Annotated in this window: 30 protein-coding genes; 14 read left to right on the top strand and 16 right to left on the bottom strand. The window is 67.8% G+C overall.

The window, feature by feature from the left end:
• Positions 1–40: 40 nt before the first annotated feature.
• Both NY1_RS38045 and NY1_RS38040 read left to right on the top strand, forming a co-directional pair.
• Complete coding sequence (locus NY1_RS38045; RefSeq protein ID WP_067722276.1) at positions 41–931, top strand: helix-turn-helix domain-containing protein; 891 nt, start codon at positions 41–43, stop codon at positions 929–931.
• Positions 928–1,128 (top strand): DUF397 domain-containing protein, encoded by a 201-nt coding sequence (locus NY1_RS38040; RefSeq protein WP_067722274.1) that lies wholly within the window; start codon positions 928–930, stop codon positions 1,126–1,128. Before NY1_RS38045 ends, NY1_RS38040 begins: the two co-directional genes overlap by 4 nt.
• Here NY1_RS38040 and NY1_RS43935 read toward each other — a convergent pair.
• From NY1_RS43935 to NY1_RS38015, 7 genes are all read right to left on the bottom strand, one after another.
• Entirely contained in the window at positions 1,119–1,295 is a 177-nt protein-coding gene (locus NY1_RS43935) for a hypothetical protein (RefSeq protein ID WP_169815465.1), read from the bottom strand. The genes NY1_RS38040 and NY1_RS43935 overlap by 10 nt on opposite strands.
• 45 nt (positions 1,296–1,340) lie before the next feature.
• The gene (locus tag NY1_RS38035) at positions 1,341–2,159 is read right to left on the bottom strand and encodes a methyltransferase domain-containing protein (RefSeq protein ID WP_067722272.1); all 819 of its coding nucleotides are present in this window, start codon (positions 2,157–2,159) and stop codon (positions 1,341–1,343) included.
• A 43-nt stretch (positions 2,160–2,202) separates the two neighbouring features.
• Positions 2,203–2,877, bottom strand: coding sequence for a septum formation family protein (locus NY1_RS38030; protein ID WP_157762743.1), 675 nt, complete (start codon positions 2,875–2,877; stop codon positions 2,203–2,205).
• 116 nt (positions 2,878–2,993) lie between these two features.
• The gene (locus NY1_RS38025) at positions 2,994–3,626 is read right to left on the bottom strand and encodes a nucleoside/nucleotide kinase family protein (protein WP_067722268.1); all 633 of its coding nucleotides are present in this window, start codon (positions 3,624–3,626) and stop codon (positions 2,994–2,996) included.
• Between the two features lie 137 nt (positions 3,627–3,763).
• On the bottom strand, positions 3,764–3,913 hold the full coding sequence (locus NY1_RS43430) for a hypothetical protein (RefSeq protein ID WP_157762742.1): 150 nt from the start codon (positions 3,911–3,913) through the stop codon (positions 3,764–3,766).
• A gap of 38 nt (positions 3,914–3,951) precedes the next feature.
• Positions 3,952–4,191 carry a hypothetical protein gene (locus NY1_RS38020; protein ID WP_157762741.1) on the bottom strand — a complete coding sequence of 80 codons (240 nt, stop codon included), beginning with the start codon at positions 4,189–4,191 and terminating at the stop codon, positions 3,952–3,954.
• Between the two features lie 168 nt (positions 4,192–4,359).
• On the bottom strand, positions 4,360–5,094 hold the full coding sequence (locus tag NY1_RS38015) for a lipase family alpha/beta hydrolase (protein ID WP_067722264.1): 735 nt from the start codon (positions 5,092–5,094) through the stop codon (positions 4,360–4,362).
• A 282-nt stretch (positions 5,095–5,376) separates the two neighbouring features.
• Between NY1_RS38015 and NY1_RS38010 the strand changes: the two genes are divergently transcribed.
• Positions 5,377–6,225, top strand: a complete 849-nt coding sequence (locus NY1_RS38010; protein ID WP_067722310.1) for an acyl-CoA thioesterase — start codon at positions 5,377–5,379, stop codon at positions 6,223–6,225.
• A 1-nt stretch (position 6,226) separates the two neighbouring features.
• Here the strand turns inward: NY1_RS38010 and NY1_RS38005 are convergent, their stop codons facing one another.
• Entirely contained in the window at positions 6,227–7,918 is a 1,692-nt protein-coding gene (locus tag NY1_RS38005; RefSeq protein WP_157762748.1) for an APC family permease, read from the bottom strand.
• 241 nt (positions 7,919–8,159) lie between these two features.
• On the opposite strand from NY1_RS38005, the gene pdxT reads away from it, so the two are divergent.
• Both pdxT and NY1_RS37995 read left to right on the top strand, forming a co-directional pair.
• Positions 8,160–8,783, top strand: a complete 624-nt coding sequence (gene pdxT / locus NY1_RS38000; RefSeq protein WP_067722262.1) for a pyridoxal 5'-phosphate synthase glutaminase subunit PdxT — start codon at positions 8,160–8,162, stop codon at positions 8,781–8,783.
• A 114-nt stretch (positions 8,784–8,897) separates the two neighbouring features.
• Complete coding sequence (locus NY1_RS37995; protein ID WP_067722260.1) at positions 8,898–9,650, top strand: YebC/PmpR family DNA-binding transcriptional regulator; 753 nt, start codon at positions 8,898–8,900, stop codon at positions 9,648–9,650.
• Between the two features lie 84 nt (positions 9,651–9,734).
• Here NY1_RS37995 and NY1_RS37990 read toward each other — a convergent pair whose 3' ends face one another.
• Positions 9,735–10,220, bottom strand: coding sequence for a DUF4383 domain-containing protein (locus NY1_RS37990; RefSeq protein ID WP_067722258.1), 486 nt, complete (start codon positions 10,218–10,220; stop codon positions 9,735–9,737).
• 162 nt (positions 10,221–10,382) lie between these two features.
• On the opposite strand from NY1_RS37990, the gene NY1_RS37985 reads away from it, so the two are divergent.
• The 6 genes from NY1_RS37985 to NY1_RS37960 all read left to right on the top strand — a co-directional run bounded on the left by NY1_RS37985 (position 10,383) and on the right by NY1_RS37960 (position 14,195).
• Positions 10,383–10,895: an O-acetyl-ADP-ribose deacetylase gene (locus tag NY1_RS37985; RefSeq protein ID WP_067722306.1), complete on the top strand. Its 513-nt coding sequence runs from the start codon at positions 10,383–10,385 to the stop codon at positions 10,893–10,895.
• Between the two features lie 106 nt (positions 10,896–11,001).
• Positions 11,002–11,322 (top strand): hypothetical protein, encoded by a 321-nt coding sequence (locus NY1_RS37980; protein ID WP_157762740.1) that lies wholly within the window; start codon positions 11,002–11,004, stop codon positions 11,320–11,322.
• A 110-nt stretch (positions 11,323–11,432) separates the two neighbouring features.
• Positions 11,433–12,002, top strand: coding sequence for a crossover junction endodeoxyribonuclease RuvC (gene ruvC / locus NY1_RS37975; RefSeq protein ID WP_067722254.1), 570 nt, complete (start codon positions 11,433–11,435; stop codon positions 12,000–12,002).
• Positions 11,999–12,604, top strand: coding sequence for a Holliday junction branch migration protein RuvA (gene ruvA, locus NY1_RS37970; protein WP_067722252.1), 606 nt, complete (start codon positions 11,999–12,001; stop codon positions 12,602–12,604). The genes ruvC and ruvA overlap by 4 nt, the downstream gene beginning before the upstream one ends.
• Before the next feature lie 6 nt (positions 12,605–12,610).
• The gene (gene ruvB / locus NY1_RS37965; protein ID WP_067722250.1) at positions 12,611–13,723 is read left to right on the top strand and encodes a Holliday junction branch migration DNA helicase RuvB; all 1,113 of its coding nucleotides are present in this window, start codon (positions 12,611–12,613) and stop codon (positions 13,721–13,723) included.
• A 121-nt stretch (positions 13,724–13,844) separates the two neighbouring features.
• Entirely contained in the window at positions 13,845–14,195 is a 351-nt protein-coding gene (locus tag NY1_RS37960; RefSeq protein ID WP_067722249.1) for a DUF732 domain-containing protein, read from the top strand.
• Between the two features lie 54 nt (positions 14,196–14,249).
• On the opposite strand, the gene NY1_RS37955 is transcribed toward NY1_RS37960, so the two are convergent.
• Complete coding sequence (locus NY1_RS37955; RefSeq protein ID WP_067722247.1) at positions 14,250–15,212, bottom strand: NADP-dependent oxidoreductase; 963 nt, start codon at positions 15,210–15,212, stop codon at positions 14,250–14,252.
• A 70-nt stretch (positions 15,213–15,282) separates the two neighbouring features.
• Between NY1_RS37955 and NY1_RS37950 the strand changes: the two genes are divergently transcribed.
• The 3 genes from NY1_RS37950 (at position 15,283) to NY1_RS37940 (ending at position 18,359) form a co-directional block, all read left to right on the top strand.
• Complete coding sequence (locus NY1_RS37950) at positions 15,283–16,275, top strand: GlxA family transcriptional regulator (RefSeq protein ID WP_218028543.1); 993 nt, start codon at positions 15,283–15,285, stop codon at positions 16,273–16,275.
• Positions 16,263–16,691 (top strand): nitroreductase/quinone reductase family protein, encoded by a 429-nt coding sequence (locus tag NY1_RS37945; protein ID WP_067722303.1) that lies wholly within the window; start codon positions 16,263–16,265, stop codon positions 16,689–16,691. Before NY1_RS37950 ends, NY1_RS37945 begins: the two co-directional genes overlap by 13 nt.
• Before the next feature lie 126 nt (positions 16,692–16,817).
• Positions 16,818–18,359: an alpha/beta hydrolase gene (locus NY1_RS37940; RefSeq protein ID WP_067722245.1), complete on the top strand. Its 1,542-nt coding sequence runs from the start codon at positions 16,818–16,820 to the stop codon at positions 18,357–18,359.
• Between the two features lie 107 nt (positions 18,360–18,466).
• Here the strand turns inward: NY1_RS37940 and NY1_RS37935 are convergent, their stop codons facing one another.
• The 6 genes from NY1_RS37935 to NY1_RS37910 all read right to left on the bottom strand — a co-directional run bounded on the left by NY1_RS37935 (position 18,467) and on the right by NY1_RS37910 (position 24,646).
• Entirely contained in the window at positions 18,467–19,120 is a 654-nt protein-coding gene (locus tag NY1_RS37935) for a response regulator (protein ID WP_067722243.1), read from the bottom strand.
• Entirely contained in the window at positions 19,117–20,388 is a 1,272-nt protein-coding gene (locus NY1_RS37930; protein ID WP_067722302.1) for a sensor histidine kinase, read from the bottom strand. The genes NY1_RS37935 and NY1_RS37930 overlap by 4 nt, the downstream gene beginning before the upstream one ends.
• A gap of 322 nt (positions 20,389–20,710) precedes the next feature.
• Positions 20,711–21,472: an SDR family NAD(P)-dependent oxidoreductase gene (locus NY1_RS37925; protein WP_067722241.1), complete on the bottom strand. Its 762-nt coding sequence runs from the start codon at positions 21,470–21,472 to the stop codon at positions 20,711–20,713.
• Positions 21,473–21,620: 148 nt separating this feature from the next.
• Positions 21,621–23,258 (bottom strand): MFS transporter, encoded by a 1,638-nt coding sequence (locus NY1_RS42435; RefSeq protein ID WP_084536124.1) that lies wholly within the window; start codon positions 23,256–23,258, stop codon positions 21,621–21,623.
• Positions 23,259–23,338: 80 nt separating this feature from the next.
• Positions 23,339–23,920, bottom strand: a complete 582-nt coding sequence (locus NY1_RS37915; RefSeq protein ID WP_067722237.1) for a TetR/AcrR family transcriptional regulator — start codon at positions 23,918–23,920, stop codon at positions 23,339–23,341.
• Positions 23,921–23,953: 33 nt separating this feature from the next.
• Positions 23,954–24,646: a FadR/GntR family transcriptional regulator gene (locus tag NY1_RS37910; RefSeq protein ID WP_067722235.1), complete on the bottom strand. Its 693-nt coding sequence runs from the start codon at positions 24,644–24,646 to the stop codon at positions 23,954–23,956.
• Between the last annotated feature and the right edge of the window lie 40 nt (positions 24,647–24,686).

Here is a 24,686-nt window from a genome sequence, read left to right as displayed (position 1 = left end):
TGTCGTGAGTTTCTGTTCCGAAATCCTCGAGGAAGCAGACATGACCAGCGATGAGGAACCTTCGACGCTGCCGCGACGGCAGCTCGGGCGATACCTGCGCGAGGCCCGCGAGGGCCGAGGACTATCGATGGATCGCGCGGCCCATTTGGTGGAGCTGAGCAAAACCTGCCTGCACCGGATCGAGACCGGTGGGGTGAAGAAGCTACGCATCCGCGACATCCAGGCACTGTGTGAGCTGTACGAGGTGACGCCCGCCGACACCGACCGTGCCGTCGAACTCGCGAAGCAAGCCCAAATCGCCTCGTGGTACACCGCTTTCGGTGGGCTGTACAGCGATGCGACATTCAACATGTACGTCGGGCTGGCAGCTTCGGCTCGCAAACAGACTGCCTATCACGAGATTGTGCCGGGTCTCGTCCAGACCGCCGAATACGCGCGTTCGCTGATCAGCGCGTTCTACGTCGGCAGCAGCGACGACGAGATAGAACGCCGGGTCGAGCTGCGGATGAAGCGTCAGATCATCGTCACGCGCAAGGCCGAACCGGTGCAACTCGAACTGCTGCTTCATGAATCGGCGTTGCACCGCGCGGTCGGCGGACCTCGCGTGATGGCGGCGCAACTGCACCACCTCGCCGAGGTAGGCAAGCTTCCCAACGTCTCTTTGCGCGTTCAACCGTTCGCAAGCGGATGTGTGCACGGCTTGCTGCACGGCCCGTTCGCCATCCTCGAGTTCGGCACCGACTCGAGGGCTCGCCCGGTTGAGCCCTCGCTCGTCTACTTCGAGGGTGCCGGCAAACCGGACTTCTACATGGAGAAAGAGGACGATGTCCGGCGATACCATGAAATCGCGTCGGCCATAAGGGATGTGGCTCTGACAGAGACGGAAACGAGAGACCTGCTACGGCAGGTGGCGAGGAGTTTCGCGATATGAACACGGAACTAGCCGGAGCGCTGTGGTTCAAGAGCAGCCACAGCAGCGGTCAGACCGAATGCGTCGAAGTGGCCTGGCTCCCGGACGGCGCAGTAGGCGTTCGCGATTCGAAGGACCCGGCCGGCCCGGCACTCGTCTTCACTGCGGATCAGTGGGATGTCTTCACTGCGAGTGTTTTGCCCGGGGATCAGGAGTAGTCGCGGAAGGTCATGACGAAGCCGACGAGGGCGACTGCGAACAACACGATGAAGAGGGTGATGCGCAGCCACGTCACCGTCAGATCGCGGACCCAGAGGCCGGTGATCATGACGGTGAGCAGCATCAGCACGCCGTAGAACGGGGTGCGTTTGGGGTGGCGGCCCATATGCCCTGCATACGCCCTATCGGTGGGTCTCGCCAGGTGTCGGGGTCAGTCGGGTTTGCGGGCTTGGACGGCGAACATGGTTACGGAGAAGTGGTAGTCGCCGGCCGCCATGCCGGCTTCCAGGTCGGCGAGCAGGCGGTCGCGTTGTTGCTCGGTGATGGTGCCTTGGGCGACGGCTTTCTCCGCGCCGATCGGCATCATGGCGCGGATGCCGTCCGGCTCCCACATGACGGCGTCGGCGCTCATGCCCTCCACGGTGAGGCCGGCGTGGGTCAGCCAGCCGCGGAGCATGCGGCCCGAGTGTGGGTGCAGTGATCGGCTCAGGGAGGTCGCGGTCATGGCTGCCACTACCTCGGGGTCGCCGGGGTGGATGATCGTGGTGGACCAGTCGCTGTCGATGACGACGGCGCGTCCGCCCGGTCGCAGGACGCGGGCGATCTCGGCGCTGGCCCGGTCCGGATGGTCGAGGTGCTGGTAGACGCGTTCGCAGCGGACCGCGTCGATGCTGCCGTCCTCGAACGGCAGCGCATACGCGTTGCCTTCGACGAAATCGGCCGAAATACCCTCCGCCGCAGCGCGTTTGCGTGCCACCGTCAGCATTCCGGGGTTCGGGTCCACGCCGTAGGCCGCACCGGTCGGCCCGGCGAGCCGAGCCATCGCGACGACTTCGGAGCCGGTGCCGGAACCGATATCGAGTACCCGATCCCCGGGTTCGATCCGCAGCGCATCGAGCGTCCATTGCCGTAGTCTCCGCACCCCGGGCAGCGCGGCTTGGGAATCGAGAATCTCGACGAGCAGTTCACGCTGCGTGACGTCGTCGACCTGATCGGTGTGGAACGAGGGACCCAACCTGTTCTCGGTCATGCCTTCCGTTGTACTCGGGGTGCGAACGCGGCGGTCGCCGAGGTCACTTGGTGAGCTTGCCGGTCAGTTTCGCGTCGTTGCCGTCGTGCAGCAGGCACTGCACCTTCGAATCCTGCTGCCAGTCGGCCTTCGAGGGCGGATAGTAGTACGCCCAGGTCAGCTCCGGGTGGGCGCGCAGAATCGGGTCGAGTTGCTCGCCGCAGGTGGTCTGGATGTAGTCGTCGACGGATTCCTTGCTGTCCCAGGACGGCAGGTAGATGACCGTCGCGACTTCGGCGTCATGGGGTTTGGTGCAGGCGACGACCGTCATGCCGGTCGCCGATTCGCCCTTCTTCAGGTTGCCGTCCACGCAGTCACCGGTTTGCAGATTGCGGATCAGCGTGAAGCCGGTGGGAGAGCGGTGGGTGGTCAACGGCCAGGTGAACGGCGTGAGCGGGGCCGTCGTGGCCGAGGTGCCGGGGATGGTGACCGGCTGCGGGATGGTGGTGAGCAGCGGCAGGTTCGACGGGATCGAGTACGTCGCCTGTGCCGGGTCGGTTTCGCGCGTGGACGACGTATCGTCCGACAGCGCGATCACCCCGATCGCGAGCGGCGCGCCCACCGCGATCACGGTGATGAACAGCGCCGCCATCCGGAAAGCCGTGCGCCGCTGCGGATTCGATGCGTTCGCCGAACTCGCGGTCCTGATCGACCGCGCGGACGAGTCGTCCGGGTGCACGCTTTCCCCCTCGATGAACTCGGCGCATACCGCTCGCGCCGACGCGCCCTCACCGTATCGGGCGCCATCGTTTCGCACCAATCAGGACGGCTTTCGGGTGTGCACGAAACCCGGGGTCAGTGATCGCGTCCGCCGCCCGGCTCCACCTGCAATGCGGGGCGGTCGGGATGATCCCACGCCACCACGAAATCGGCCGTCTCGAACCGCTCCGACTCGTGCTCCCGCAGCGCTTCGAGGGTGAACCGTTCCGCCTCCGGCGTCTTGCGCCGCAACGCCGCCTCCGACATCCGCAACTCCACGGTCACATCGAATTCCAGCCCCCGCCCCGACAGCATGGGCCCCGCCACGAACACCACCCCTTGCTCCGGCATCTCCCGCACCTTCACCCGCGCCGACCGATCGGCCCGCTCGTCCCACAAAGCTGGCAACCACCGCCCCTGCTCCCGAACCGCCCGCACCACTTCCCGATCCACCGCCGCATAGTCGAACCACGCAGTCCGATAAGACATCTCGTCGTCCCGCCCGAACTCGTACCGCAACGAAGCCGGCCGCACGAAATCATGCAGATCCACCACCCCCGCACTCCACCCGAACCCCACCGCCCGCTCGGCGATCAAGCGCGCCAACCCCACCGGCTCTGCCGCATCCGCCCCCTCCACCGCCACCACCCGCGGCCCGGGCGCGACGAACACCCGCCGCGCGATCCGATCGGCAAGCGCCTGCGGGCTGACAGCAATGAACTCGGGCACCGCCCCATCATGCCCACCACAAGATCACCCGCCCCACGCGGAGCACTATCCAAACGTCGAAACGGAAACGCTCTTTCGACGCGACGGCCAAGGAGAAGACCGTCGAACAGCCATCCACCAACGACGCCCGGAGGCCCTTACTTGCCAGATTTTTCGGTCTTGCCGATAGCGCTCCGTCGGCGGATCTTGATGCCCAGCTTCTCCGCTTCACGTCGGCGTTCTTCACGCTGCTCAGGCGTCAGTTCGACGCGCTCGACACGCATGGTCTCTCGAGTCAAGGCTCCCACTTCACGCCTCCCTCACGAATCCTTGGATGCGCCACATGCTACGCGCCGCGATAGGAACCCTCGATGCCGAATTTCCTCTTCGACCAGCGCGAACGCCGATTCTTCGTCGACGATGTCGAAGTCGAACCGGATCGGATCAGGTCGATGTAGCGGTTCACCAACGGCGACCTTTCACCGCCATCCCACAGCGCAGTGTTGATCTGCTCGAAGAAGTTGCAGGCGTACACACGTATCGCTCCACGCTCCTCCTCGGTAAGCAGGGAGTGGTCCTGACCCACGAGGGCGGTGGTTGTTCGTAATCGATAGTGACGGAATCGGATTCGCTGGCGACGGGGTGGGATCGCTCGCGGCCGACGTCGTCTTGGGGCGGTAGCAGCTGGGGTCGCCGGGGCCGGGGGATGGGAACCCCGGCGACCTGGCATCAACGGTCAGTGATCACCGAACGCTCATGCCCAGCAGTTCATGTGGATCGGTTGGTGGCGGAGGGCGTCGATGACGCCGTCGGCTACTACGCCGTCCAGCGCCGCGCCCTGATGTTCGACGAAGTGGAGGAGGCACTGGTCCTGGACTTTGATGTTTTCGGCGCCGTCGAGTTTGGCGCTGTCGATCGGGACGACTACTTCGTCCCAGTCGGTGCGGATCGTGGAATAGGCGACTGCGCCGGGGGTTTCGTCACCGGTGTTCAGGGCGGTGAGGAAGGTGGAGCCGATGGCCATTTGGTCGCAGGCGACGATGCCTGCGCAGCTGAGGATTTTGGCCAGGTTGGCTCGGTTGGTGCCGTGGTTGGGCGGGACGACTTGGACCAGGGTGTCGACTTTCGCGGTGCCGCCGAGATTCTTCAGGTAATAACGCGCGGTCAGCCCGCCCATGGACAGGCTCACCAGGTCGACCTTGCTCGCCCCGGTCTCGGCGAGCACTTGATCGACCTTGGCGCTCAAATCCGTTGCGCCGTCGGCGATGCTGCCGGTGCCGCTGCTTCGGGAGCCGGCGATGGTGTAGTACTTCGCGTCGGTGGCGGAGTGGATGCGCAGGGCCAAGGGCAGACCGCCGAGGTCGGGGGAGGCGAAGCCGGCGATCACGATGACCGGGTCGGGGGCGGTGTCGGCGGTGGCGGGGGTGGTGAGCGAGGGGGTGAGGGTGGCGCCGAGAGCCAGGAGTCCGACGGCGAATCGTTTGAACATGGGTCCTCCGCATCGAGGGCTGATCGAGAGCACCGGCCGCCGAATCATGTTGCGGCGGTGGCGGTGTGGCGATGACCATAATCAGGCGTGATCGATCGTGAGTGAAATTGGTCGATTTCGATCAGAAACGACAATCCAGGTGTGGGTTCGCAATGATCGTGTGCGGGCGCAGCAGGGCATCGCGCGCGGGCCCCGCATCGATTCGGCAAACCGGCCAGGTCCCGGTGAGCGTGAGCGGCCCGGATTGTTATGTTGAGCCGGACGATCCGGGAAGGGATGTGCATGGCGACCATCGAAGAGGCCCTCGAGATAGAGCGCATCGAGCGTGACATCTTCCGGGGCGCGTCCACCAAGACGCAGTTGCCGCGGACGTTCGGCGGGCAGGTTGCGGGGCAGTCGCTGGTGGCGGCGGTGCGGACGGTGGATGCGCGGTATCAGGTGCATTCGCTGCACGGGTACTTCCTGCGGCCGGGCAATCCCAAGGAGCCGACCGTGTACCTGGTGGACCGGATCCGGGACGGGCGGTCGTTCTGCACGCGGCGGGTGACCGGGGTGCAGAACGGGGAAGCCATATTCACCATGTCGGCCTCGTTCCACGTGGGGGACGAGGGGCCGGAGCATCAGGACGAGATGCCGGTGGTGCCCGCGCCGACCGAGCTGCCCGACGCCCGCACCAGCATGAGCCCGGAACGGTTGTGGGCCATGCGGGAATGGGAGCACTGGGATATCCGCACCGTCCCGCAGGAACAGGTGGGCCGGCGCGACGGGCTGGCGGCGCAGCAGCAGGTGTGGTTCAAATACCGGCACGAACTGCCCGACGATCCGCTGTTCCACGTGTGCACGCTCGCCTACATGAGCGATATGACGCTGCTCGGCTCGTCGAAGGTGATCCACCCGGACGAACCCACCCAGAACGCCTCGCTCGATCACGCCATGTGGTTCCTGCGCCCGTTCCGCGCCGACGATTGGCTGCTGTACGACCAGCAGTCGCCGTCGGCGGGCCTGGGCCGCGCGCTGACCGCGGGCCGGATCTGGAATCAGCGGGGCGAATTGGTCGCGGTCGTGGTGCAGGAGGGCCTGATTCGCAACCTGCGGGAGCCGGGCGAATCCTTCCCGCCCGGCACCGCGTAGTTCAGGCGGTCTGCACGCGCAGGTGGCACACGACCGTGTCCGGCATCCTGCGCAGCACTTTCTCCAGTTCATCGCTGCGATGGCTGGGCAGCACGTGGTTCCAGCCCGCGGGCGGTTCCACCTCGGCGATGACCACGACCTTGCGGCGGCCCGGGAAATTGTCGCGCACATAGCGCGCCACCGGCCCGCCCACGGTCGCGTCCCCGTCCTCGAGCAGGATCAGCCGCACGTCCGGATGCCAGGACTCCCATTCCTTGGTGAAGACCCGGATGTTCTCCCCGGGCAGGCACACGTGCACCGCCACCACGTCGCGGCCCAGGGACATGGCCGCCGACAAGGCTTCCCGGCTCAGTTCCGACACTTCGGAAACCGGCACCACGATGGCGGTATCGGTGGCCCGCGGCGTCGCCGGCAGGCAGCCCGCGCCCCGGCAGCCGTCGATCCGGTGATAGGTCTTGCGGATTCGCTCCATCCCCACCACCAGCAGCGGCAGCACCAGCACGATCAGCCACGCGCCCGCGGTGAACTTCATGGAGGTGGTGACCACGGCCGCGACGAAGGTGAGCGCCGCGCCGAAACCGTTGAGCGCCAACCGCCATCGCCAGCCCGGCTCGCGCGTTGCCAGCCAATGCCGCACCATGCCCACCTGCGCGATGGTGAACCCCACGAACACCCCGATCGCGAACAACGGCACCAGCGCGTTCATGTTCCCGTCGGAGGCGATCAGCAGCACCGCCGCCGAAATGCCCAGGGCCAGCACGCCGAACCGATACACCTGCCGCGGCGAGGAGACCGCGAACCGATGCGGCAGGCAATTGTCGTCGGCCAGGATCTTGGTCAGCGTCGGCAGCCCGCCGTAGGAGGTGTTGGCCGCCAGCGCCAGCAGGATCACCGTCGCGAATTGCACTACGTAATAGGCGATTCCGTGCCCCAGCGCCGCCTCGGTCAGCTGCGAGAGCACCGTGGCGCCCTCGATCGGATGGATCTCGAACTTCTGGATCAGCGTCGCCAGACCCAGCAGCATGACGCCCAGCAGCACCCCCAGCGCCACCTCTGCCCGCTGTGCCCGCCGCACCTTGGGCTGCGCGAAACTCGGCACCGCGTTGGCGATCGCCTCCACGCCGGTCAATGCTGCGCACCCGGAGGAGAATGCCTTGAGCAGCAACAGGATTCCGATGGTGTGCGCATCGGTGGCGACCGCCGCGCCGGTGGTCACACCGGCCGGTTCCGACCGCAACAAGCCACCCGCGATCACCGCGAAAATGCCCAGCACGAACACCACGGTCGGCACCATGAACGCCCGCGCGCTCTCCCGGATCCCGTACAGATTCAGCACCGTGATCCCGGCCAGGATGGCCAGGCAGATCCACACCGTGTACGGCAGCAGCTGCGGGAACGCGGACGTCAGCGCCGCCACTCCCGCCGCGATCGACACCGCCACATTCAGCACGTAGTCCACGATCAGCGACGCCGCCGCAACCAGACTCGTGCGATGCCCGAGCCGTTCCTTCGCCACCGCGTACGCCCCGCCCCCGTTCGGGAAGGCCGCGATCACCTGCCGGTAGGAGGCGATGAGTACCGCGAGCAGCACCACGATGGCCGCGGTGACCGGCAGCGTGAACCCCAGTCCGGCCGCGCCGGCTGCGGCCAGCACCAGCACGATGGCCTCGGGACCATAGGAAACCGATGCCATGGCATCGAGGGAAAGCCCGGCCAAACCGGTCGAAACGGTCAGCCCGTGCCGCGGTGGAGGCGCGGCGACACCACCGCGCGGCCCGGGCGAGGTGTGCGGAAGCAGATCAGTCACAGGCGAGAGTGTTCTCCGGAATCACCTAATGGACACTTGTCCTAACGGAACCCTGACACCCGGGTGAGCAGCGCCACAGCTGCCCGGACGACCGCCCCGCAGCCCGGTGAGCAGTACCGCCGAACGTATGCTCGACGGCGTGAAACCGACTATTGGGGTACTGGCATTGCAGGGTGACGTGCGCGAGCACGTGCACGCGCTGGCGGCTTGCGGCGCCGAGCCGGTGCCGGTGCGGCGCGAATCCGAGCTGGCCGCCGTCGATGGTCTGGTGATCCCGGGCGGCGAATCCACCGCTATCAGCAAGCTCCTGGACGTGTTCGAACTCCTGGAACCGCTGAAGGCGCGCCTGCGCGACGGCCTGCCCGCCTACGGCTCGTGCGCCGGGATGATCCTGCTGGCGTCGGAAGTCCTCGACACCCGCCCGGACATGAAGCCCCTGCACGGCATCGATATGACGGTGCGCCGCAATGCCTTCGGCCGCCAGGTCGATTCCTTCGAAACCGATCTGGAATTCACCGGCCTCGACGACGGCCCGGTGCGCGCGGTCTTCATCCGCGCCCCCTGGGTGGAGCGCGCGGGCGACGGTGTCGAGGTCCTCGCCACGGTCCCGTCCGGTCCCGCGGCCGGTCGCGTCGTGGCCGTGCGCCAGGGCAATGTCATCGCCACCTCCTTCCATCCCGAGGTGACCGGAGACCTGCGCGTGCACAAGCTGTTCGTCGACACCGTGGTGCGCCCGCGCGCCGGAGTGTGACTATCGGTGCGAGAGTCCGAAAAACGGCAGCAGTAAACTGGTGCAGTTGTCCGTCCCCGGGCGGGTAGCGTCGCCAGAGACGTAACCGAGCCCCCTGAAACGAGGAAGTAGGGAATGAGCGGCCACTCCAAATGGGCCACCACCAAGCACAAGAAGGCCGGGATCGACGCGAAGCGCGGCAAGCTCTTCGCCAAGTTGATCAAGAACATCGAGGTGGCGGCCCGCACCGGTGGTAGTGACCCGGACGGCAACCCGACCCTGTACGACGCCATTCAGAAGGCGAAGAAGTCGTCGGTGCCCAACGACAATATCGAGCGCGCGCGCAAGCGTGGCGGCGGTGAAGAGGCGGGCGGCGCCGACTGGCAGACCATCATGTACGAGGGCTACGGCCCGAACGGTGTCGCCGTGCTGATCGAGTGCCTCACCGACAACCGCAATCGCGCGGCCGGTGAAGTGCGCGTGGCCATGACCCGCAACGGCGGCAATATGGCCGACCCGGGTTCGGTGTCGTACCTGTTCCACCGCAAGGGCATCGTGACCCTGGACAAGAACGGCCTGTCCGAGGACGACGTGCTGATGGCCGTCCTGGACGCCGGCGCCGAAGAGGTCACCGACCTGGGCGAGCAGTTCGAGGTCATCTCCGAGCCGGGCGATCTGATCGCCGTGCGCACCGCCCTGCAGAGCGCGGGCATCGACTACGACTCCGCCGAGTCCGGCTTCCAGCCGTCCATGTCGGTGTCGGTGGACGCCGAAACGGCCCGCAAGGTGTTCAAGCTGGTCGACGCCCTCGAGGACAGCGACGACGTGCAGAACGTCTTCACCAATGTCGATATCTCCGACGAGGTACTGGCCGAACTCGACGCCTGAGTTCACGCCTGCGACGGCCGCTCCCGAGAACTCGGGAGCGGCCGTATCGCATTGCGCGCCTGGCGGTTTCGGCTCGCGGAACGGTCAGTAACCGCCCGGGCCGCGCACGACCGGGCCGGGCCCGGCGGCACCGCTGGTCAGGCGCGGCAGCACCGCGCCCAGCACCACCATGGTCACGCCGAGCACGAAGTGCAGCCAGTCGTCGGCGGTATTGAGCGGCACGAAATTGGCGTCGCTCATCTTGTCGATGACCAGCCCGTACAGCCACAGCACCAGGTAGATGACACCGGCCGCGAGCAGGAAGATACGGGCCCCGTTCACCGTGCGGGCCGCCGCCAGACCGGCCACGCCGAAGAGCAGGTGCACGATATTGTGCAGCACCGAAACCTGGAACACGCCGAGCAATTGCGTGGAGGTGTCATGCCCGGCAAAGGTCAGATCGTCGAGGTTGGTGGTGATCCCGGGAATGAAGCCCGCGATCCCCACGATCAGGAACAGCGCTCCCACCACCAGGGACGCCAGCTGTACCGGGGTCCAGCGCGCGGTACTCGTACTGCCGAAAGTGGTCATATCCTTCGCCTTTCCGTGTGCCGGGACCGGGACGCCGGACGCCCGATCCTCGGTATGCCGTTCGCCTACCCGGCCGATACCGGACGAAACGACCGGGAAGCCTGCCGATCCGTGCCGCGCGACCACCGCCCCGCGCACCCGGCCGGATGGAAGAATCCGGGCATGGCCGAATTGCTCGCGGTACGCGGGGACATCACCGAACAGCACGTGGACGCGATCGTGAACGCCGCGAATTCCTCGCTGCTGGGCGGTGGGGGAGTGGACGGGGCGATCCATCGCAAGGGCGGGCCGGAGATCCTGTCGGCGTGCCGGGACCTGCGCGCCTCGCACTACGGGCGCGGCCTGCCGACCGGGCAGGCGGTGGCGACCACGGCCGGGAAGTTGCCCGCGCGCTGGGTGATTCACACCGTCGGGCCGGTGTGGTCCGCTACCGAGGACCGTTCGGAACTGCTCGCCTCCTGCTATCGCGAATCCCTGCGCGTGGCAGACGAACTGGGGGCCGAGACGGTGGCGTTCCCGGCCATCTCCACGGGGATCTACCGCTGGCCCCTCGACGATGGCGCGCGCATCGCCGTCGAAACCGTGCGCGCCGCAGCGACTTCCGTGCGCCAGGTGCGGTTCGTGCTGTTCGGTGACGAAGCCGAGCGCGCGTTCCGGGTGGCACTGGGGGTCTGATCAGGGTAGCTACCGGGGAATCTCGGGGGTCGATCCCGGATGTGCCGAAAACGCCGCTGCGACAGGGTTGATCCCAGGTGGGGATACCTGGAGGAGTGGCGAGCACATGGCACATCGGATGATCATCGGAACGGGCATCGCGGGATTGGTCGCGGCCGCCGCGGTCGTATTGGCCCCGCAGGCCGCCGCGCGTGACCTCGCGCCCGGGCTGTCGTGCGGAGAATCGAGCTGCCGCAATGACAGTGACGAGATCTATCGGGTCGAGGCGACGGCGGTCTGTTCGGCCGGGCGCTACGTGGACGCGACGACCTTCGTCGGCCCGCACCGCCGCGCCGACGTGGTGGCTTCCTGCCCGGCCGACGACTGGGCCCCCGGCTACGTGATCCGGATCGACTACACCCGCGCGGTCGTCGATCACCACGCCTGAACCCGCGACACCTCGTAGGCTGCGGGCAATCGCCGTGTCGATGGCCTGATTCACCGCCGCGGTCCGTTAGACTCTCGAACAGTTGTTCGTCTTCGGTGAGAGGGGTTTCGGTGCGGGTGATGGGCGTCGACCCCGGACTCACCCGGTGCGGGCTCTCCATGGTGGAAAGCACCAATGGCCGCACCGTGCGGATGATCCAGGTGGATGTGGTGCGCACCCCGCCGGAAATGGATCTGGCGCAACGCCTGCTCGGGGTCTCCGACGCGGCCGAGGCGTGGATGGACAACCATCGGCCGGAAGTGGTGGCGGTGGAACGGGTGTTCTCGCAACACAATGTGCGCACCGCCATGGCCACCGCGCAGGCGGGCGGCGTCATCGCCCTCGCGGCGGCGCGGCGCGGCATCCCCGTGCACTTCCACACCCCCAGTCAGGTGAAAGCCGCCGTCACCGGCAATGGTTCGGCGGACAAGGCCCAGGTGACCGCCATGGTCACCCGTATCCTCGGACTCGCCGTCGCACCCAAACCCGCCGATGCCGCCGACGCGCTCGCCCTGGCCATCTGCCATTGTTGGCGCGCGCCCATGCTCGAACGCATGGCCAAGGCCGAAGCCCAGGCGGAACGGATGCGGCGCATGTACGAGGAGAGGCTTGCCCAGCAACGGAAGGCGGTAACGCGGTGATCGCGTCGGTACGCGGCGAGGTGCTCGAGATCGGGCTCGACCATGTGGTGCTGGAGGCGGCGGGAGTCGGCTACCGGCTCAATGCCACCCCCGCCACCTTGGCCGCGCTGACCCGCGGCGAGGACGCCCGCCTCTACACGACCATGATCGTGCGCGAGGATTCCATGACGCTGTTCGGTTTCTCCGATACCGAGGCGCGCGAGCTGTTCGTGCTGCTGCAGACGGTGTCGGGGGTGGGACCGAAGCTGTCCATGGCGATTCTGGCGGTGCTCGAACCGGAGGCGCTGCGCAAGGCGCTCGCCGAAGGCAATGTGGCGGCGCTGACCCGGGTGCCCGGCGTCGGCAAGCGCGGCGCCGAGCGCATGGTGGTGGAATTGCGGGACAAGGTGGATCTGGTTCCGGTGCAATCGGGTCCGCCCGGATCGGGTCCCGCGGCCATGGTCACGCCGATTCGCGATCAGGTGGTCGAGGCGTTGATCGGTCTCGGTTTCCCGGCGCGGCAGGCCGAACCGGCGGTGGACGTGGTGCTGGTCAACGAGCCCGACGCCACCACCTCGGTGGCCCTGCGTGCCGCGCTGGGGCTGCTGGGCAAGAACCGATAGGCGATCATGATCGACGAACCCGATTACGGCGCATCCGGCTTCGGCGCACCCGATTTCGACGAGGCCACGGTCAGCCCCGTCTATCAGCAGTCCGACGGCGAGATCGAGGCCAGTCTGCGGCCGAAGTCCCTGGACGACTTCATCGGCCAGCCGCGGGTGCGCGAACAGCTCGCGCTGGTGCTGCGCGGCGCGAAACAGCGCGGCGGCACCCCGGATCACGTATTGCTGTCCGGCCCACCGGGATTGGGCAAAACCTCGATGGCAATGATCATCGCGGGGGAGCTGGGCACCGCGCTGCGGCTGACCTCCGGTCCGGCGCTGGAACGCGCCGGTGACCTGGCGGCCATGCTGAGCAATCTGGTCGAGGGCGATGTGCTGTTCATCGACGAGATCCATCGCATGGCACGGCCGGCCGAGGAAATGCTGTACCTCGCCATGGAGGACTTCCGGGTCGATGTGGTGGTCGGCAAAGGCCCGGGCGCGACCTCGATTCCGCTAGATATCGCCCCGTTCACGCTGGTCGGCGCGACCACCCGCTCCGGCGCGCTGACCGGTCCGCTGCGCGACCGTTTCGGTTTCACCGGGCATATGGATTTCTACGAACCCGAAGAGCTGCAACGCATTCTGCTGCGTTCGGCCGGCATCCTCGGCGTGCGCATCGACACCGATGCCGCGGCCGAGATCGCCGGGCGCTCGCGCGGGACGCCGCGTATCGCCAACCGGCTGCTGCGCCGGGTGCGCGACTACGCCGAGGTGAAGGCCGACGGCCTGGTCACCAAGGAGATCGCGCACGCGGCGCTGGCGGTGTACGACGTGGACGCGCTCGGCCTGGACCGGCTCGACCGGGCGGTGCTGTCGGCGCTGATCCGCAGCTTCAATGGCGGACCGGTCGGTGTATCCACGCTGGCGGTCGCGGTGGGCGAGGAATCGGCCACCGTCGAGGAAGTGTGCGAACCCTTCCTGGTGCGTGCGGGTTTGATCGCCCGCACCCCGCGCGGCCGGGTCGCCACCGCCGCCGCCTGGGAACATCTCGGCCTGGTGCCGCCGCCGGATCTGGTGTTCGGATCCATCGAGGTTCGGGCGCGCGAATCCCATCCGGGACTGTTCGATTCGCTCTGATCGACCGCTCTCCGGACCCGTTCCGGAGAGCGCTCTCGATGATCAGATCTGTCGCATTCATCCGGTACGCTTCGGCTCGGCGATCCGGTGGAGGGATCGCACCGATCCGAAGAGATGAGATATGCGCAAGATTCTCGGGGCTGCCGCTCTCGCGGCCGCCGCATTGGTCGCCGTCGCCCCGTCGGCCTCGGCCCAATCCCTGTCCGACGCCGAGTTCTTCGGCCTGCTGCAGCAGAAGAACACCAGCTGGGGAGCGCTCCCCAATACCGCCGACATGATCAGCGCCATCGGTGACGGCGCGCGCGACCTGTGCACCTCGCTGGACAGCTCGGCGTCCAAGGGCACGCTCAATGCCTGGATCGGCGGCTTCCAGGGCGAGATGACCGAATACCTCAGCCTGGAGGATGTCGGTTTCTACGCGGGCGCGGCCATCATGAACTACTGCCCGAAGCACGAGAACCTGACTCGCTGATTCCGGCCCGGCGAGGGAGGCGATGCTCACGGGCATCGCCTCCCTCGTTTCGTATCAGTCGACCGTGAGCACCAATTTGCCTACGGTGCGCGAGGTTTGGCCCAAGGCGTGCGCCTTGGCGGCTTCGGCGAGCGGGAAGGTGCCCGCGATGATCGGGCGCAGGGTGCCCGCCTCGGCCAGTGCGGCGAGCTCGGTCATGCCGGTGTGATCGGCTTCGACCAGCATGACTTCGATACGCACGCCGAGCTTTTCGGCCTCGGCCGACAGGTCGGCGGTCATGTTCGCGCGCAAGGACACCACGATGCCGCCGGGGCGCAGGATACGGGCGGAGCGCACCGCGTGCTCGCTGTCGATGGGGTCGATCACCACATCGATATCGCGCACCGTCTCCGCGAAATCGACTGTGCGATAGTCGATCACCTCATCCACGCCCAGGTCGCGCAGCACATCGTGATTGGCGGCGCTGGCGGTGCCGATGACGTACGCTCCGCGCGCCTTGGCGATCTGCACGGCGAAATGCCCGACCCCGCCCGCGGCCGCGTGGATCAGCACCCGTTGTCCCGCTTGCAGATCGGCGGTGTCGACGAGCGCCTGCCAGGCGGTGAGTGCTGCCAGGGGAATCGCCGCCGAGTGAATATGGTCGAGATTGCCCGGCTTGCGGGCGAACGCGCGCGCCGGACCGGTCACGAATTCGGCCGCCGCGCCGTGCCCGTGCGGGTAGGGCAGCATGCCGAACACCTCGTCGCCCGGTTTGAACAGCGTCACCCCGGTCCCGGTCGCGACCACCTCACCCGACACGTCCCAGCCGAGCACGAACGGCGGCGGAGGCAGGAACAGCCCCGCCCGGGCGCGATGCCCCCAATCGGTCGGATTCAACGCGGTGGCGCGCACCCGCACCAGCAGCTCGCTCGGCCCGGGCGCCGGCACCGGCAGCCGGACCTCGTGCAGCACCTCGGGACCGCCCAGCTCGTCCTGGCTGATGGCGCGCATGGTCTCCGGAATCTGATCATCGCTCATGCCATTCAGCCTGCCGTCCGCCCCGCTCCCGGAAAATGGCAAGATAGCCATTATTCGATAGGATCCCGCCATGCCTTCCGAGCCGCACCGCGTGGTCGTCCTGGCGCTCGACGGCGTCTACCCCTTCGAACTCGGCATCCCCAACCGGGTCTTCGGCACCGCGGACGGCCGCTACGACGTCCGCACCTGCTCCCTCGACGGCCGCCCGGTGCGCAGCAATTCCGACTTCGAGATCGCCGTCAGCCACGACAGCACCCTCCTCGACACCGCCGACACCGTCGTCATCCCGCCCTGCGACGTCCTCCCCATCCTCGAAAACGGCCTCCCGCAACAACTCTCGGCCGCTCTGGCCCGCATCCGCCCCGGCGCCCGCCTGGTCTCCATCTGCACCGGCGCCATCGTGGTGGCCGCCGCCGGCCTCCTCGACGACCGCCCCGCCACCACCCACTGGAATTTCTCCGACCGCTTCCGCCGCACCTTCCCCCGCATCCGCCTCGACCCCGACGTCCTCTACGTCGACGACGGCGACATCCTCACCTCGGCCGGCGCCGCCGCCGGCGTCGACCTGTGCCTGCACCTCATCCGCCGCGACCACGGCAGCGAGATCGCCAATATGGTCGCCCGCCGCTGCGTCGTCCCACCCTGGCGCGAAGGCGGCCAAGCCCAGTTCATCGAACAACCCGTTCCCCCAACCGCTTCCACCGGCACCGCCGACGCCCGCCAATGGGCCCTGCAAAACCTGCACCACCCCCTCACCATGGCCGACCTCGCCACCCGAGCCCGCATGAGCGGCCGCACCTTCGCCCGCCGTTTCCGCGACGAAGTCGGCCAGAGCCCGGGCCGCTGGCTGATCCAGCAGCGCGTACTGCGCGCCCGCGAACTCCTCGAATCCACCGATCTGCCGGTGGATCGCATTGCCGCCGAGGTCGGTTTCGCCACCGGGGCTTCGCTGCGTCAGCATTTGCACGAGGCGATCGGGATCAGTCCGCTGGCCTATCGCCGCGCCTTCCGTGCGACGCCTACCGCGAAATCGGGCGATGGTCGGGAAAGATCAGCGGTATGAGCGACTGGAATGCGAGCATCATCGAAGAGTTTCGTGCGAACGAGGGGCGGGTCGGGGGCCCGTTCGAAGGTGCGCCGATGATTCTGGTGCATCACCGGGGGCGGAAGACCGGGCGGGAGCTGGTTACGCCGATGATGTACATGCAGGATGAGCAGGATCCTGGGACCGTGTACATTTTCGCGTCCAAGGCGGGGGCTCCTACCAATCCGGATTGGTATTACAACCTCACCACCGCGGGGAAGGCCGATGCCGAAATCGGTACCGAGACTTTTCCGGTGTCGGTGACCGAGGTGACCGGGGCGGATCGGGATCGGATCTATGCCGCGCAGGCGTCCCGGTATCCGGGGTTCGCGGGGTATGCGGAGAAGACCGCGGGGATTCGGACCATTCCGGTGCTGGCGTTGCATCGGGCCTGATCGGTGGTTGTGGACCGATCCCGGCCTTTGTGGTCGGGGTCGGTATTCCTTGCGGGTCGAATGCGGGGCGGGAAATCGGTCCGTGGGTAGACGTGCGGGGTACGGGGGAATCAATACCGTGCGGGCATGATTCGAAGTCGATTCGGTGTGGTGGTTGCGGCGATTGTGGTTTCGGGGGCGCTCTCGGGATGTGATCCGGCGGCGGGGGATTCACTGCCGGAATGGATGCGGGGGCAGGTGATTACGTGGCGGGACTGCCGGAACGGGGCGGAGGACGAGGTCGGGGCGAAGCTCGCGGCGGACGGGGCGCAGTGCGGAGAATTCCGGGCGCCGTTGAACTATGCCGATCCGGCGGGGAAGACCATCACGATCGCGGTGGCGCGGCGGGCGGCCACGGATCCGGCGCATCGGGTGGGGACGCTGGTGGTGCAGACGGGCGGGCCGGGGCCATCGCGGGACGGGGTGAGCATGGTGCTCGACGGGCCGGAGGGCGGGCATGCGGCGGCCGTGCTCGGGGAACGGTTCGATCTGGTGGGGATGGATCCGCGATTCTTCGGGGCCAGTTCGCCGCTCGAATGTGGTTGGCCGACAGGTGCTTACATCGGGATCGCGCAGGCTGGTCCGCGCGGGCGGGAGGGATTCGACCGGACCGTGACGGTGGCACGGGAGCTCGTCGCGCGATGTGAGCCGTACCGTGAGTTGCTCCCGTATGCGTCCACTCGTGCGGTCGCGCGGGATATGGATCTGCTGCGCGGGCTGCTGGGGGAGTCGGTGGTGTCGTATCTGGGGTGGTCGTGGGGGACGTACCTGGGAGCCGTCTACCTCCAGATGTTCGGTGATCGGGTCGATCGGATGGTCCTCGACAGTGCACTGGATCCGCGCGCGCCCGGACCCGACCTGACCCGGGAGACGGCAGCGGCCGATGCGGCGGCGCTGGCCGACTGGGCGCGGTGGGCGGGAGAGCGGGACGGCGAATTCGGTTTGGGCGCAGGGGCAGAGGAGGTATCGCGGACTGTCGACCGGATGTTCGCGGCGATCTCCGAACGGCCCGTCACGCTCGCCGGAGTGACGATCACCGGCGATCTGGTGCCGGGACTCCTGCTCACCGTGGACGATTCGGAAGAATCGTATGCCGCGCTGGCACACCAGGTGCGCAACCTGGTGGACGCATCCCGCGGAGACACCGTCGAGCCGTCCCCGGAGCTGGCGGCCAAACTCGCGCTGTACACCGATACCTCGGTCGCACCCGAATTCGGTTTCAGCGCAACGGTCGCCAACCAATGCGCCGACCGCCCCTCCCGCCCCGCCGACGCCTACCACGCCGACATCCAGGCGCACCTGGCCACCGAACCGTTCTTCGGCCCACTGGCCAGACACCTCACCCCGTGCGCCGTCTGGCCCATCGCTCCCGCCGAACCCGCCACCGAGATCGGAAACCGCCACCCGGCCTTGCTCATCGGCGCCGCAGGCGACCCGGTCGCGCCACTCACCGGACAGCAGGCCCTCCACAAGGCATTGACCGGCTCGCGCTCGATCACCGTGGCCGGCGCGTTCCGGCACGGCGTCTACCTGTCCGAGCCCTCCCGATGCGTGGATGTGACGGTGGAGCAGTATCTGCTGACAGGCGCGCTGCCCACCACCGATATGACCTGCGCGCGTGAGGAATAGTCGCCGGGGGCTTCGACGCGTTGGGCTGGCCGTGAGCGAAGACTGGCGTGGTGAGTGCAGGCCGGTCCGGGCGAGTGTAGGCCGGTTCAGGTAGGAGGCGGTCCGGGCTAGTGGTGCCTGGGCCGCATCAGACCGGCTTCGTGGGCGAGGATCACCGCTTGTACGCGATCGCGGACCGCGAGTTTGGTGAGGATATGGCGGACATGGGTTTTCACGGTGCCCTCGCCGATCGACAGGGCGGTCGCGACCTCGGAATTGGAGAGGCCGCGCGCCATCTCGCGCAGGACCGTCGTTTCGCGGTCGGTGAGGGTCGATACGAGGTTCTGCGCGGCGGCGTCGATCGGCGGGGCGAGGCGGTCGAGCAGGCGGCGGGTGGTGGAGGCGGCGAGGACGGCGTCACCGGCGTGCACCGAGCGCACGGCGGACAGGAACTGTTCCGGCGGTGCGTCTTTGAGCAGGAAACCGCTCGCGCTCGCCCGGACGGCCGCCAGCGCGTAGTCGTCGAGATCGTAGGTGGTGAGCACCAGCACCCGGGGCGGATCGGCAGCCGCGAGAATACGCCGCGTGGCTTCGAGCCCGTCCAACCCGGGCATGCGTACATCCATCACCACCACATCCGGCGCGAGCCGCGCCGCCTCGGCGACCCCGCCGAGCCCATCGCCCGCCTCCCCGACCACCCGCATATCAGGCTGGGAATCCACCACCATCCGAAAACCCGCGCGCACCAACGCCTGATCCTCGACGAGCAATACCTCGATCACCGGCCACCCCCGCTCCGCATCGGAATCCGAGCGGCCAGCAGATGACCGGATCGGCCCGTGTGACGCCGCAACTCGAGCTCGCCACCGTAAACCTCGACCCGCTCCCGCATACCGATCGAGCCGTAACCACCGCGCGCGTGCAGGGCCCCGCCTTGTTTGTCCACGCGCCCACGACCGCCGCCGTCGCCTCGGTCCGCACGCTCGTGACCGCCATCGCCGCTCCGGTCCACGCTTACGCGCCCGCCGTCATCGCTCACATCGACGTGCAGCCAGTGCTCCACGTGACGAATCGAAACATGTACTTGGGCAGTGACTCCCGCGTGTTTGACGGCGTTCGTCAGGCCTTCTTGAACTATCCGGTAGACCACGAGCCCTACGCCCGGATCGAGGGACTCGTCCGGCATCGCCACGCGCAGCTCCACTGCCAGTCCGGACGCCCTGACATCTGCGACGAGCCGCTCGATGTCGGAAATCCCCACGCGTGGTGCCGGATCCGGATCGCTCTCACCCTCGTCCCGCAATACCCCTATCGCCCTGCGAGTTTCGGTGAGCGCCTGCCGACCCTGTTCCCCGATCGCGCGCAGCGAAGCGACCGCCTGGGCCGGATCCTCCGGTGCCGCATAGCGTCCCCCGTCGGCCTGGGCGACGATCACCGCCAGGGAGTGGGCGAGGATATCGTGGATATCCCGAGCGATACGGGTGCGCTCGGACATCACGGCCAGGCGCGTCTCCTGCTCGCGGGTCTGCTCGAGCAGTGCCGCCCGCTCGGCCAGCGCTGTCAGCTCCCCACGCCGCGCCCGCTGCCACGCCCCGGCGAGCCACGCCGCAAGGACCGTACCGGCCAGAAATCCACCCACGATCACATGCGCTACAACAGGCATCGACAGCTGCGGCCAGCTCCATCCGCCGAGCCCGGCCCCGATCAGCCCTGCCGCCAATCCGATTCGGCTTGCGACCTTGCCACCCCGGTCGGCAAGCGTGTAGATCACGATCGGCACCGCGATATCGGCGATCAGTGCCCCGGTCGTATTGCGCACCATCGCCCATTGCAGCAATGCGACCACAGCTACCGCGACGGTCACCAGTTCCGGTCGACGCCGCCGGAAAGCGAGGGGTGCGATCAAACCCAGCGAGAACCCGAAATACGCCCGGTCGGCCCCCACGAGTAGCCCGATGAGCAGGCACGCCACCAGCAGCATCCCCGCCGCGACGGCATCCACGAGCGCGGTCCGCCGCCCCAACCAGGTCACCACTCGCTCGTCGGCCACCCCCGCCACCCTAGTTCGCCTCGTGCCCCGAATCCTCTCCCGCAAGGAGGACCCGCCACCCCCGATCCCTCCGCCCCGAGAGACACCACCCCACATCGACTTCACGTCGAGTGGCACACCAGCGTGCAGAATTGTCCGATTTCCCCGCACTGGTGTGCCACTCGTGCCACGGGACCGGGAACCGATTCGGCGGGTTGGTGAGGTATCGAGCAAGGCGTGCGCCCTCACCCATCGGCCACGTGAGCGGGTGCGACGGCGGGCAGGTATGACGGTTCGGCCGACGATGGGGCAGGTGCGGGCGGGGGCCAGGCGGTGGCGGGGGTCAGGCGGTGGCGCCGCCGTCGACTACTAGGTCGTGGCCGACTACGAAACTGGAGTCGTCGGAGGCGAGCCAGAGGACGGCGGCGGCTATTTCGGTGGGGTCGCTGACTCGGCCGGCGGGGACGGCGGACTGTACGCGGGCGTCGCGGTCGGAGCGGGATTCGCCGGGGCGGTAGGACATAGGGGTGTCGCTGGCGCCGGGGCTGACGGCGTTGATGCGGATGCCTTCGGCGATGTGGTCGCGGGCGGCCGTTTGGGTGAGGACGCTGACCGCTGCCTTGGACGCGGCGTAGGCGGCTAGGCCGGGGCGGCGGCCGTGGGCGCCGATGTTGGAGGCCATGTTGATGATGACGCCGCCGCCCTGGGTGCGCATGTGGGCGATCTCGTGCTTCATGGCGAGGAAGACGCCGGTGAGGTTGACGTCCAGGACTGTCTGCCAGGTGGATTCGTCGAGGTCGGCGGTGGGGGAGTTCTTGCCGAAGACGCCCGCGCTGTTGAAAGCGATGTGCAGGCCGCCGTGACGGCGCACCACCTCGGCGACGGCGGCGCCGAGCTGGGCGCTGTCGGTGACGTCGGCGCTCACCCAGTCGATCTTGCCGCCGTTGGAGGTGAGGCGGGCCGCGGCGGCGGCGACCTTGTCGGGGTTGCGGTCGGCGAGGACCACGCGCGCGCCGCGGTCGGCGAACGCCTGCGCGGTGACGCCCGCGATCGCGCCCGCGCCGCCGGTGATGAAGACGACCTTGTCATCGAAACGCGCGTTCATGCTTGGGTTCCCTTCGTGCTGTAGCGAATTCGGTTGGTTCGGTAGAGGTCTCGGGTGCCATCGGCGGTGTGGGAGGGCAGGAGTGCCAGCGGTTGTTGCCGGTTGAGGCATGGACTGGTCGGCTTCGCTGGATGCTGTCGCGTATCGGTCAGGTGCGGCGGATGGTGAATGCGGCCAGGGCGGCCAGGGCGGCCAGGGCGGGTGCGGCGGCTATGACCAGGACGCCGGTTCGGTAGCCGAAAGTCTCTGCGAGAGGGGCGGTCAGGGCCAGGACCAGGGGTGGGCCGACCTCCATGGCGGTGTTCGCCAGGCCGCTGAGCAGTCCGCGGTCGGTGTCGGTGGCGGCGGCCATGACCGTCACCATGGCCGCCGCGAGCGACAGTCCGATGCCGAGCGGGAAGATCAGGAGGGCCGGCCACTTGCCGAGCGGGATGGGTGCGGTCGCGCCGAGGAGGAGCAATCCGGTTGCGGCGGTGGCCAATCCGAGGGTGAGGACGAGGCGGGGCGGGCGGTGGGCGAGTAGGCGCGCGGCGATCGGGCCGGCGGCGAGCACCGCTGCGGCCGGTGCGAGGAAGACAAGGGAGATCGCGGCAGGGCTGTGACCGGTGGCGGCGAGGCGGAGGGTCAGCAGGTAGTAGGTGGCGGCGTTCGCGCCCGCCGCGACGAGAATGGCGAGCAGGCCCACCGCCATGGTGGCGGTCAAGCGGGGCCACAGCGGAATCGTCGTGTAGCGCTGGGTGAATGCGAATCCGGCGAGCAGCACTGCGCCGGCCGCCACCACCGGTATCCACGCCGCCGCGAGCCCGCCCAGAAGAGCGGTGAGACCAGCCGTCAAGAGCGCCGCCGGGAATGCGGCAACCCCTGTCCGTGGTCCGGCTCCCGCGGGCGATGGAACGACGTTCGCTCGATGTAGAGCAAACCTCGTCCGTTGTCGAACTGCCCTGGCGCGCTGTGGAGCAACGTGTGCGCGCCGAGCAACGTGCGCGGGCAGTGGAGCATCGTGTGCCGTCCGTGGAGTAACGTGCGCGGGCCGTGAAGCGACCTGCGCCTTCCGCGGAGTAGCGTGCGCGGGCCGTGGAGCATCGTGCGCCGTCGGTGGAGCAACGTGCGCGGGCTGCGGAGAGACGTTCGATTGCTGTGGAGCTACGTTCGCGCTTGCCGGGACCGTGCTTCGAACTGACTGCTCCGGAACCTGATGATCTCTTGGGACGCGCCGGGTGATCACCCAGGCTGCGGCCGTCGCGACAGCCGCCGTGAATACGAAAAGCCAACGCCAGGAGATGAACTCGACGACGAAGCCGGAGGCCACCGTGCCGGTGATCGCGCCGGTGACGGCCAGTACGCCCCAGATCGAGGTCGCTCGTGCGCGCCGGGCGGGATCGTCGAAAACCGCCGGTATCAGGGCCATTGCCGCGGGGATTGCGAAGGCCGCACCGGCTCCTTGGAGGAAGCGGGCCGCCACCAGGACGGCGGGGCTGGTCGCCGCTGCCGCGAGCAGGGATGCCGCGGTGAATACGAGCAGCGCTCCGAGGAGTACTCGCCGATGTCCGAGGCGATCCGCCAGGCGTCCGGCGACCAGGAGCAGCGCGCCGAATGTCACGCTGTAGGCGGTCGAAATCACTACCAGCAGTGTGGAACTCAGGTTCCAGCGGGTTTGCAGGCCGGGTAGCGCGACGGTGAGCATGGTGATCGAGGCGATCGTGACCACCTGTACGGCGGCCAGTGCGGCGAAGCCACCGGCCTTGCGGGTCAACGGCATCGGGGTCGCCGTAACCATCGCGTTCATGCGAACCACTGCTTTCTGGAACGATTAGTCTTGAACTGATGCAAAAGAAAAGCTAGATCGCTGATGGAAGGTGTTCGCGCTCAGCCGAGTATCGACAGCGCGACCTTGGCTGCGTCGCGTAGGCGGACCGCCGCGTCGGGTGCGCGTTCCAGGACGCGCACGCCCTGGAAGAACACCAGCAGGAAGCGGGCCAGTGCGCGCGGGTCGGCGTCCGCGGACAGTTCACCTTGTGCACGGGCGCGCAACAGGGCCGAGGTCAGCGCCGTTTCAAGGTAGGCCCAACTGGATTCGACCAGTCGCGCCACATCCGGATCGTGCCCCGCGAGTTCGACCGCGCTGTTGACCACCATGCAGCCGCGCCGCCGCTCGTCGTCGCTGGCCTCGGAGACATACCGCCCCACCAGTGACTTGACCGCCGGCAGTACCGGGCCCGGCTGGGACAGCTCGTCCATGATCTTCGGATCGGTGATGTCCAGGTACCGCCGCAGCGCCTTGGCGTACAGCTCCTGCTTGTTCCCGAACGTCCCGTAGATGCTGGCCTTGGCAATCCCGAGGTGCTCGACCAGATCCGCCATCGACGTCGCCTCGTACCCGCGCTGCCAGAACAGCTCCAGCGCCCGCTGCAACACCGAGTCCGGATCGAACTCCTTGGTCCTCGCCATGACCGCAACCCTACGCATATCGAGACCGAACGGTCAAGAATTGGTGCTGAGTTCCCGGACCTCGCGCAGGTGCTGTTCCATCGCCACCGCCGCGGCGGCGCCGTCGTGCCGGGCCACCGCCTCGAAAATCGATCGGTGCCCGCGCGCCGAGGCTCGCCGGCCGGTGCGGGTGCGGTGTGACAGCGTGCGGGTACGGCGCGTCCATTCGGTCGTCATCGCGGAAAGCGTGACGAGCAGCGGATTCTGGGCGGCGTGCGCGAGCAGGGCGTGGAATTCGATGTCCAGGCGCAGGGAGTCGGCCGCGGTACAGCCGTCGGTCGAGTGCAGCAGTACTTCCTCGAGCGCCAGCAGGTTGGATTCGACCGCGCGCACGGCGGCCAGGTGCGCGATGCGCGGCTCCACCAGGTCGCGCAGTTCGGTGGCATTGCCGAGTTCGACATCCAGGGCCGACAGGTTCCCGGCCAATTCCATGGCGTCGGGCGGGGTTTCGGTGACCGTGCTGCCGCGCCCCTGCCGGCGTTCGATGAGCTTCTTGGATTCCAGTTCGAACATGGCCTGGCGCAGGGACGAGCGGGAGATGTTCATGGTGGTGGCGAGTTCGCGTTCGGGCGGGAGCTTGTCGCCGGCCCGGAGTTCGCCGCTGATGATGAGGCCCTCCAGGTGGGCCGCGACCTCGGCGCTGACGCTGCGCGGACGGCGGCGCAGCGGGGGAATCGAGGCTGTCATCGCCCCAACTCTAAATCCGTTCGTATGCAGGCTATTTCGG

The sequence above is a fragment of the Nocardia yamanashiensis NBRC 100130 genome (genome assembly GCF_001613325.1).
In the GTDB taxonomy this organism is placed as follows: domain Bacteria; phylum Actinomycetota; class Actinomycetes; order Mycobacteriales; family Mycobacteriaceae; genus Nocardia; species Nocardia yamanashiensis.
Note: the sequence above shows the minus strand (reverse complement) of the source record. Positions and strands in the feature narration are given on the sequence as shown.

Excerpts from the sequence above, each read along its gene's own strand:
- NY1_RS38045 (WP_067722276.1), top strand. The coding sequence starts at position 41 with ATGACCAGCGATGAGGAACCTTCGACGCTGCCGCGACGGCAGCTCGGG.
- NY1_RS38040 (WP_067722274.1), top strand. The coding sequence starts at position 928 with ATGAACACGGAACTAGCCGGAGCGCTGTGGTTCAAGAGCAGCCACAGC.
- NY1_RS43935 (WP_169815465.1), bottom strand. The coding sequence starts at position 1,295 with ATGGGCCGCCACCCCAAACGCACCCCGTTCTACGGCGTGCTGATGCTG.
- NY1_RS38035 (WP_067722272.1), bottom strand. The coding sequence starts at position 2,159 with ATGACCGAGAACAGGTTGGGTCCCTCGTTCCACACCGATCAGGTCGAC.
- NY1_RS38015 (WP_067722264.1), bottom strand. The coding sequence starts at position 5,094 with ATGTTCAAACGATTCGCCGTCGGACTCCTGGCTCTCGGCGCCACCCTC.
- NY1_RS38010 (WP_067722310.1), top strand. The coding sequence starts at position 5,377 with ATGGCGACCATCGAAGAGGCCCTCGAGATAGAGCGCATCGAGCGTGAC.
- NY1_RS38005 (WP_157762748.1), bottom strand. The coding sequence starts at position 7,918 with ATGGCATCGGTTTCCTATGGTCCCGAGGCCATCGTGCTGGTGCTGGCC.
- pdxT (WP_067722262.1), top strand. The coding sequence starts at position 8,160 with ATGCTCGACGGCGTGAAACCGACTATTGGGGTACTGGCATTGCAGGGT.
- NY1_RS37995 (WP_067722260.1), top strand. The coding sequence starts at position 8,898 with ATGAGCGGCCACTCCAAATGGGCCACCACCAAGCACAAGAAGGCCGGG.
- NY1_RS37990 (WP_067722258.1), bottom strand. The coding sequence starts at position 10,220 with ATGACCACTTTCGGCAGTACGAGTACCGCGCGCTGGACCCCGGTACAG.
- NY1_RS37985 (WP_067722306.1), top strand. The coding sequence starts at position 10,383 with ATGGCCGAATTGCTCGCGGTACGCGGGGACATCACCGAACAGCACGTG.
- NY1_RS37980 (WP_157762740.1), top strand. The coding sequence starts at position 11,002 with ATGGCACATCGGATGATCATCGGAACGGGCATCGCGGGATTGGTCGCG.
- ruvB (WP_067722250.1), top strand. The coding sequence starts at position 12,611 with ATGATCGACGAACCCGATTACGGCGCATCCGGCTTCGGCGCACCCGAT.
- NY1_RS37960 (WP_067722249.1), top strand. The coding sequence starts at position 13,845 with ATGCGCAAGATTCTCGGGGCTGCCGCTCTCGCGGCCGCCGCATTGGTC.
- NY1_RS37955 (WP_067722247.1), bottom strand. The coding sequence starts at position 15,212 with ATGAGCGATGATCAGATTCCGGAGACCATGCGCGCCATCAGCCAGGAC.
- NY1_RS37950 (WP_218028543.1), top strand. The coding sequence starts at position 15,283 with ATGCCTTCCGAGCCGCACCGCGTGGTCGTCCTGGCGCTCGACGGCGTC.
- NY1_RS37940 (WP_067722245.1), top strand. The coding sequence starts at position 16,818 with ATGATTCGAAGTCGATTCGGTGTGGTGGTTGCGGCGATTGTGGTTTCG.
- NY1_RS37925 (WP_067722241.1), bottom strand. The coding sequence starts at position 21,472 with ATGAACGCGCGTTTCGATGACAAGGTCGTCTTCATCACCGGCGGCGCG.
- NY1_RS42435 (WP_084536124.1), bottom strand. The coding sequence starts at position 23,258 with ATGAACGCGATGGTTACGGCGACCCCGATGCCGTTGACCCGCAAGGCC.
- NY1_RS37915 (WP_067722237.1), bottom strand. The coding sequence starts at position 23,920 with ATGGCGAGGACCAAGGAGTTCGATCCGGACTCGGTGTTGCAGCGGGCG.
- NY1_RS37910 (WP_067722235.1), bottom strand. The coding sequence starts at position 24,646 with ATGACAGCCTCGATTCCCCCGCTGCGCCGCCGTCCGCGCAGCGTCAGC.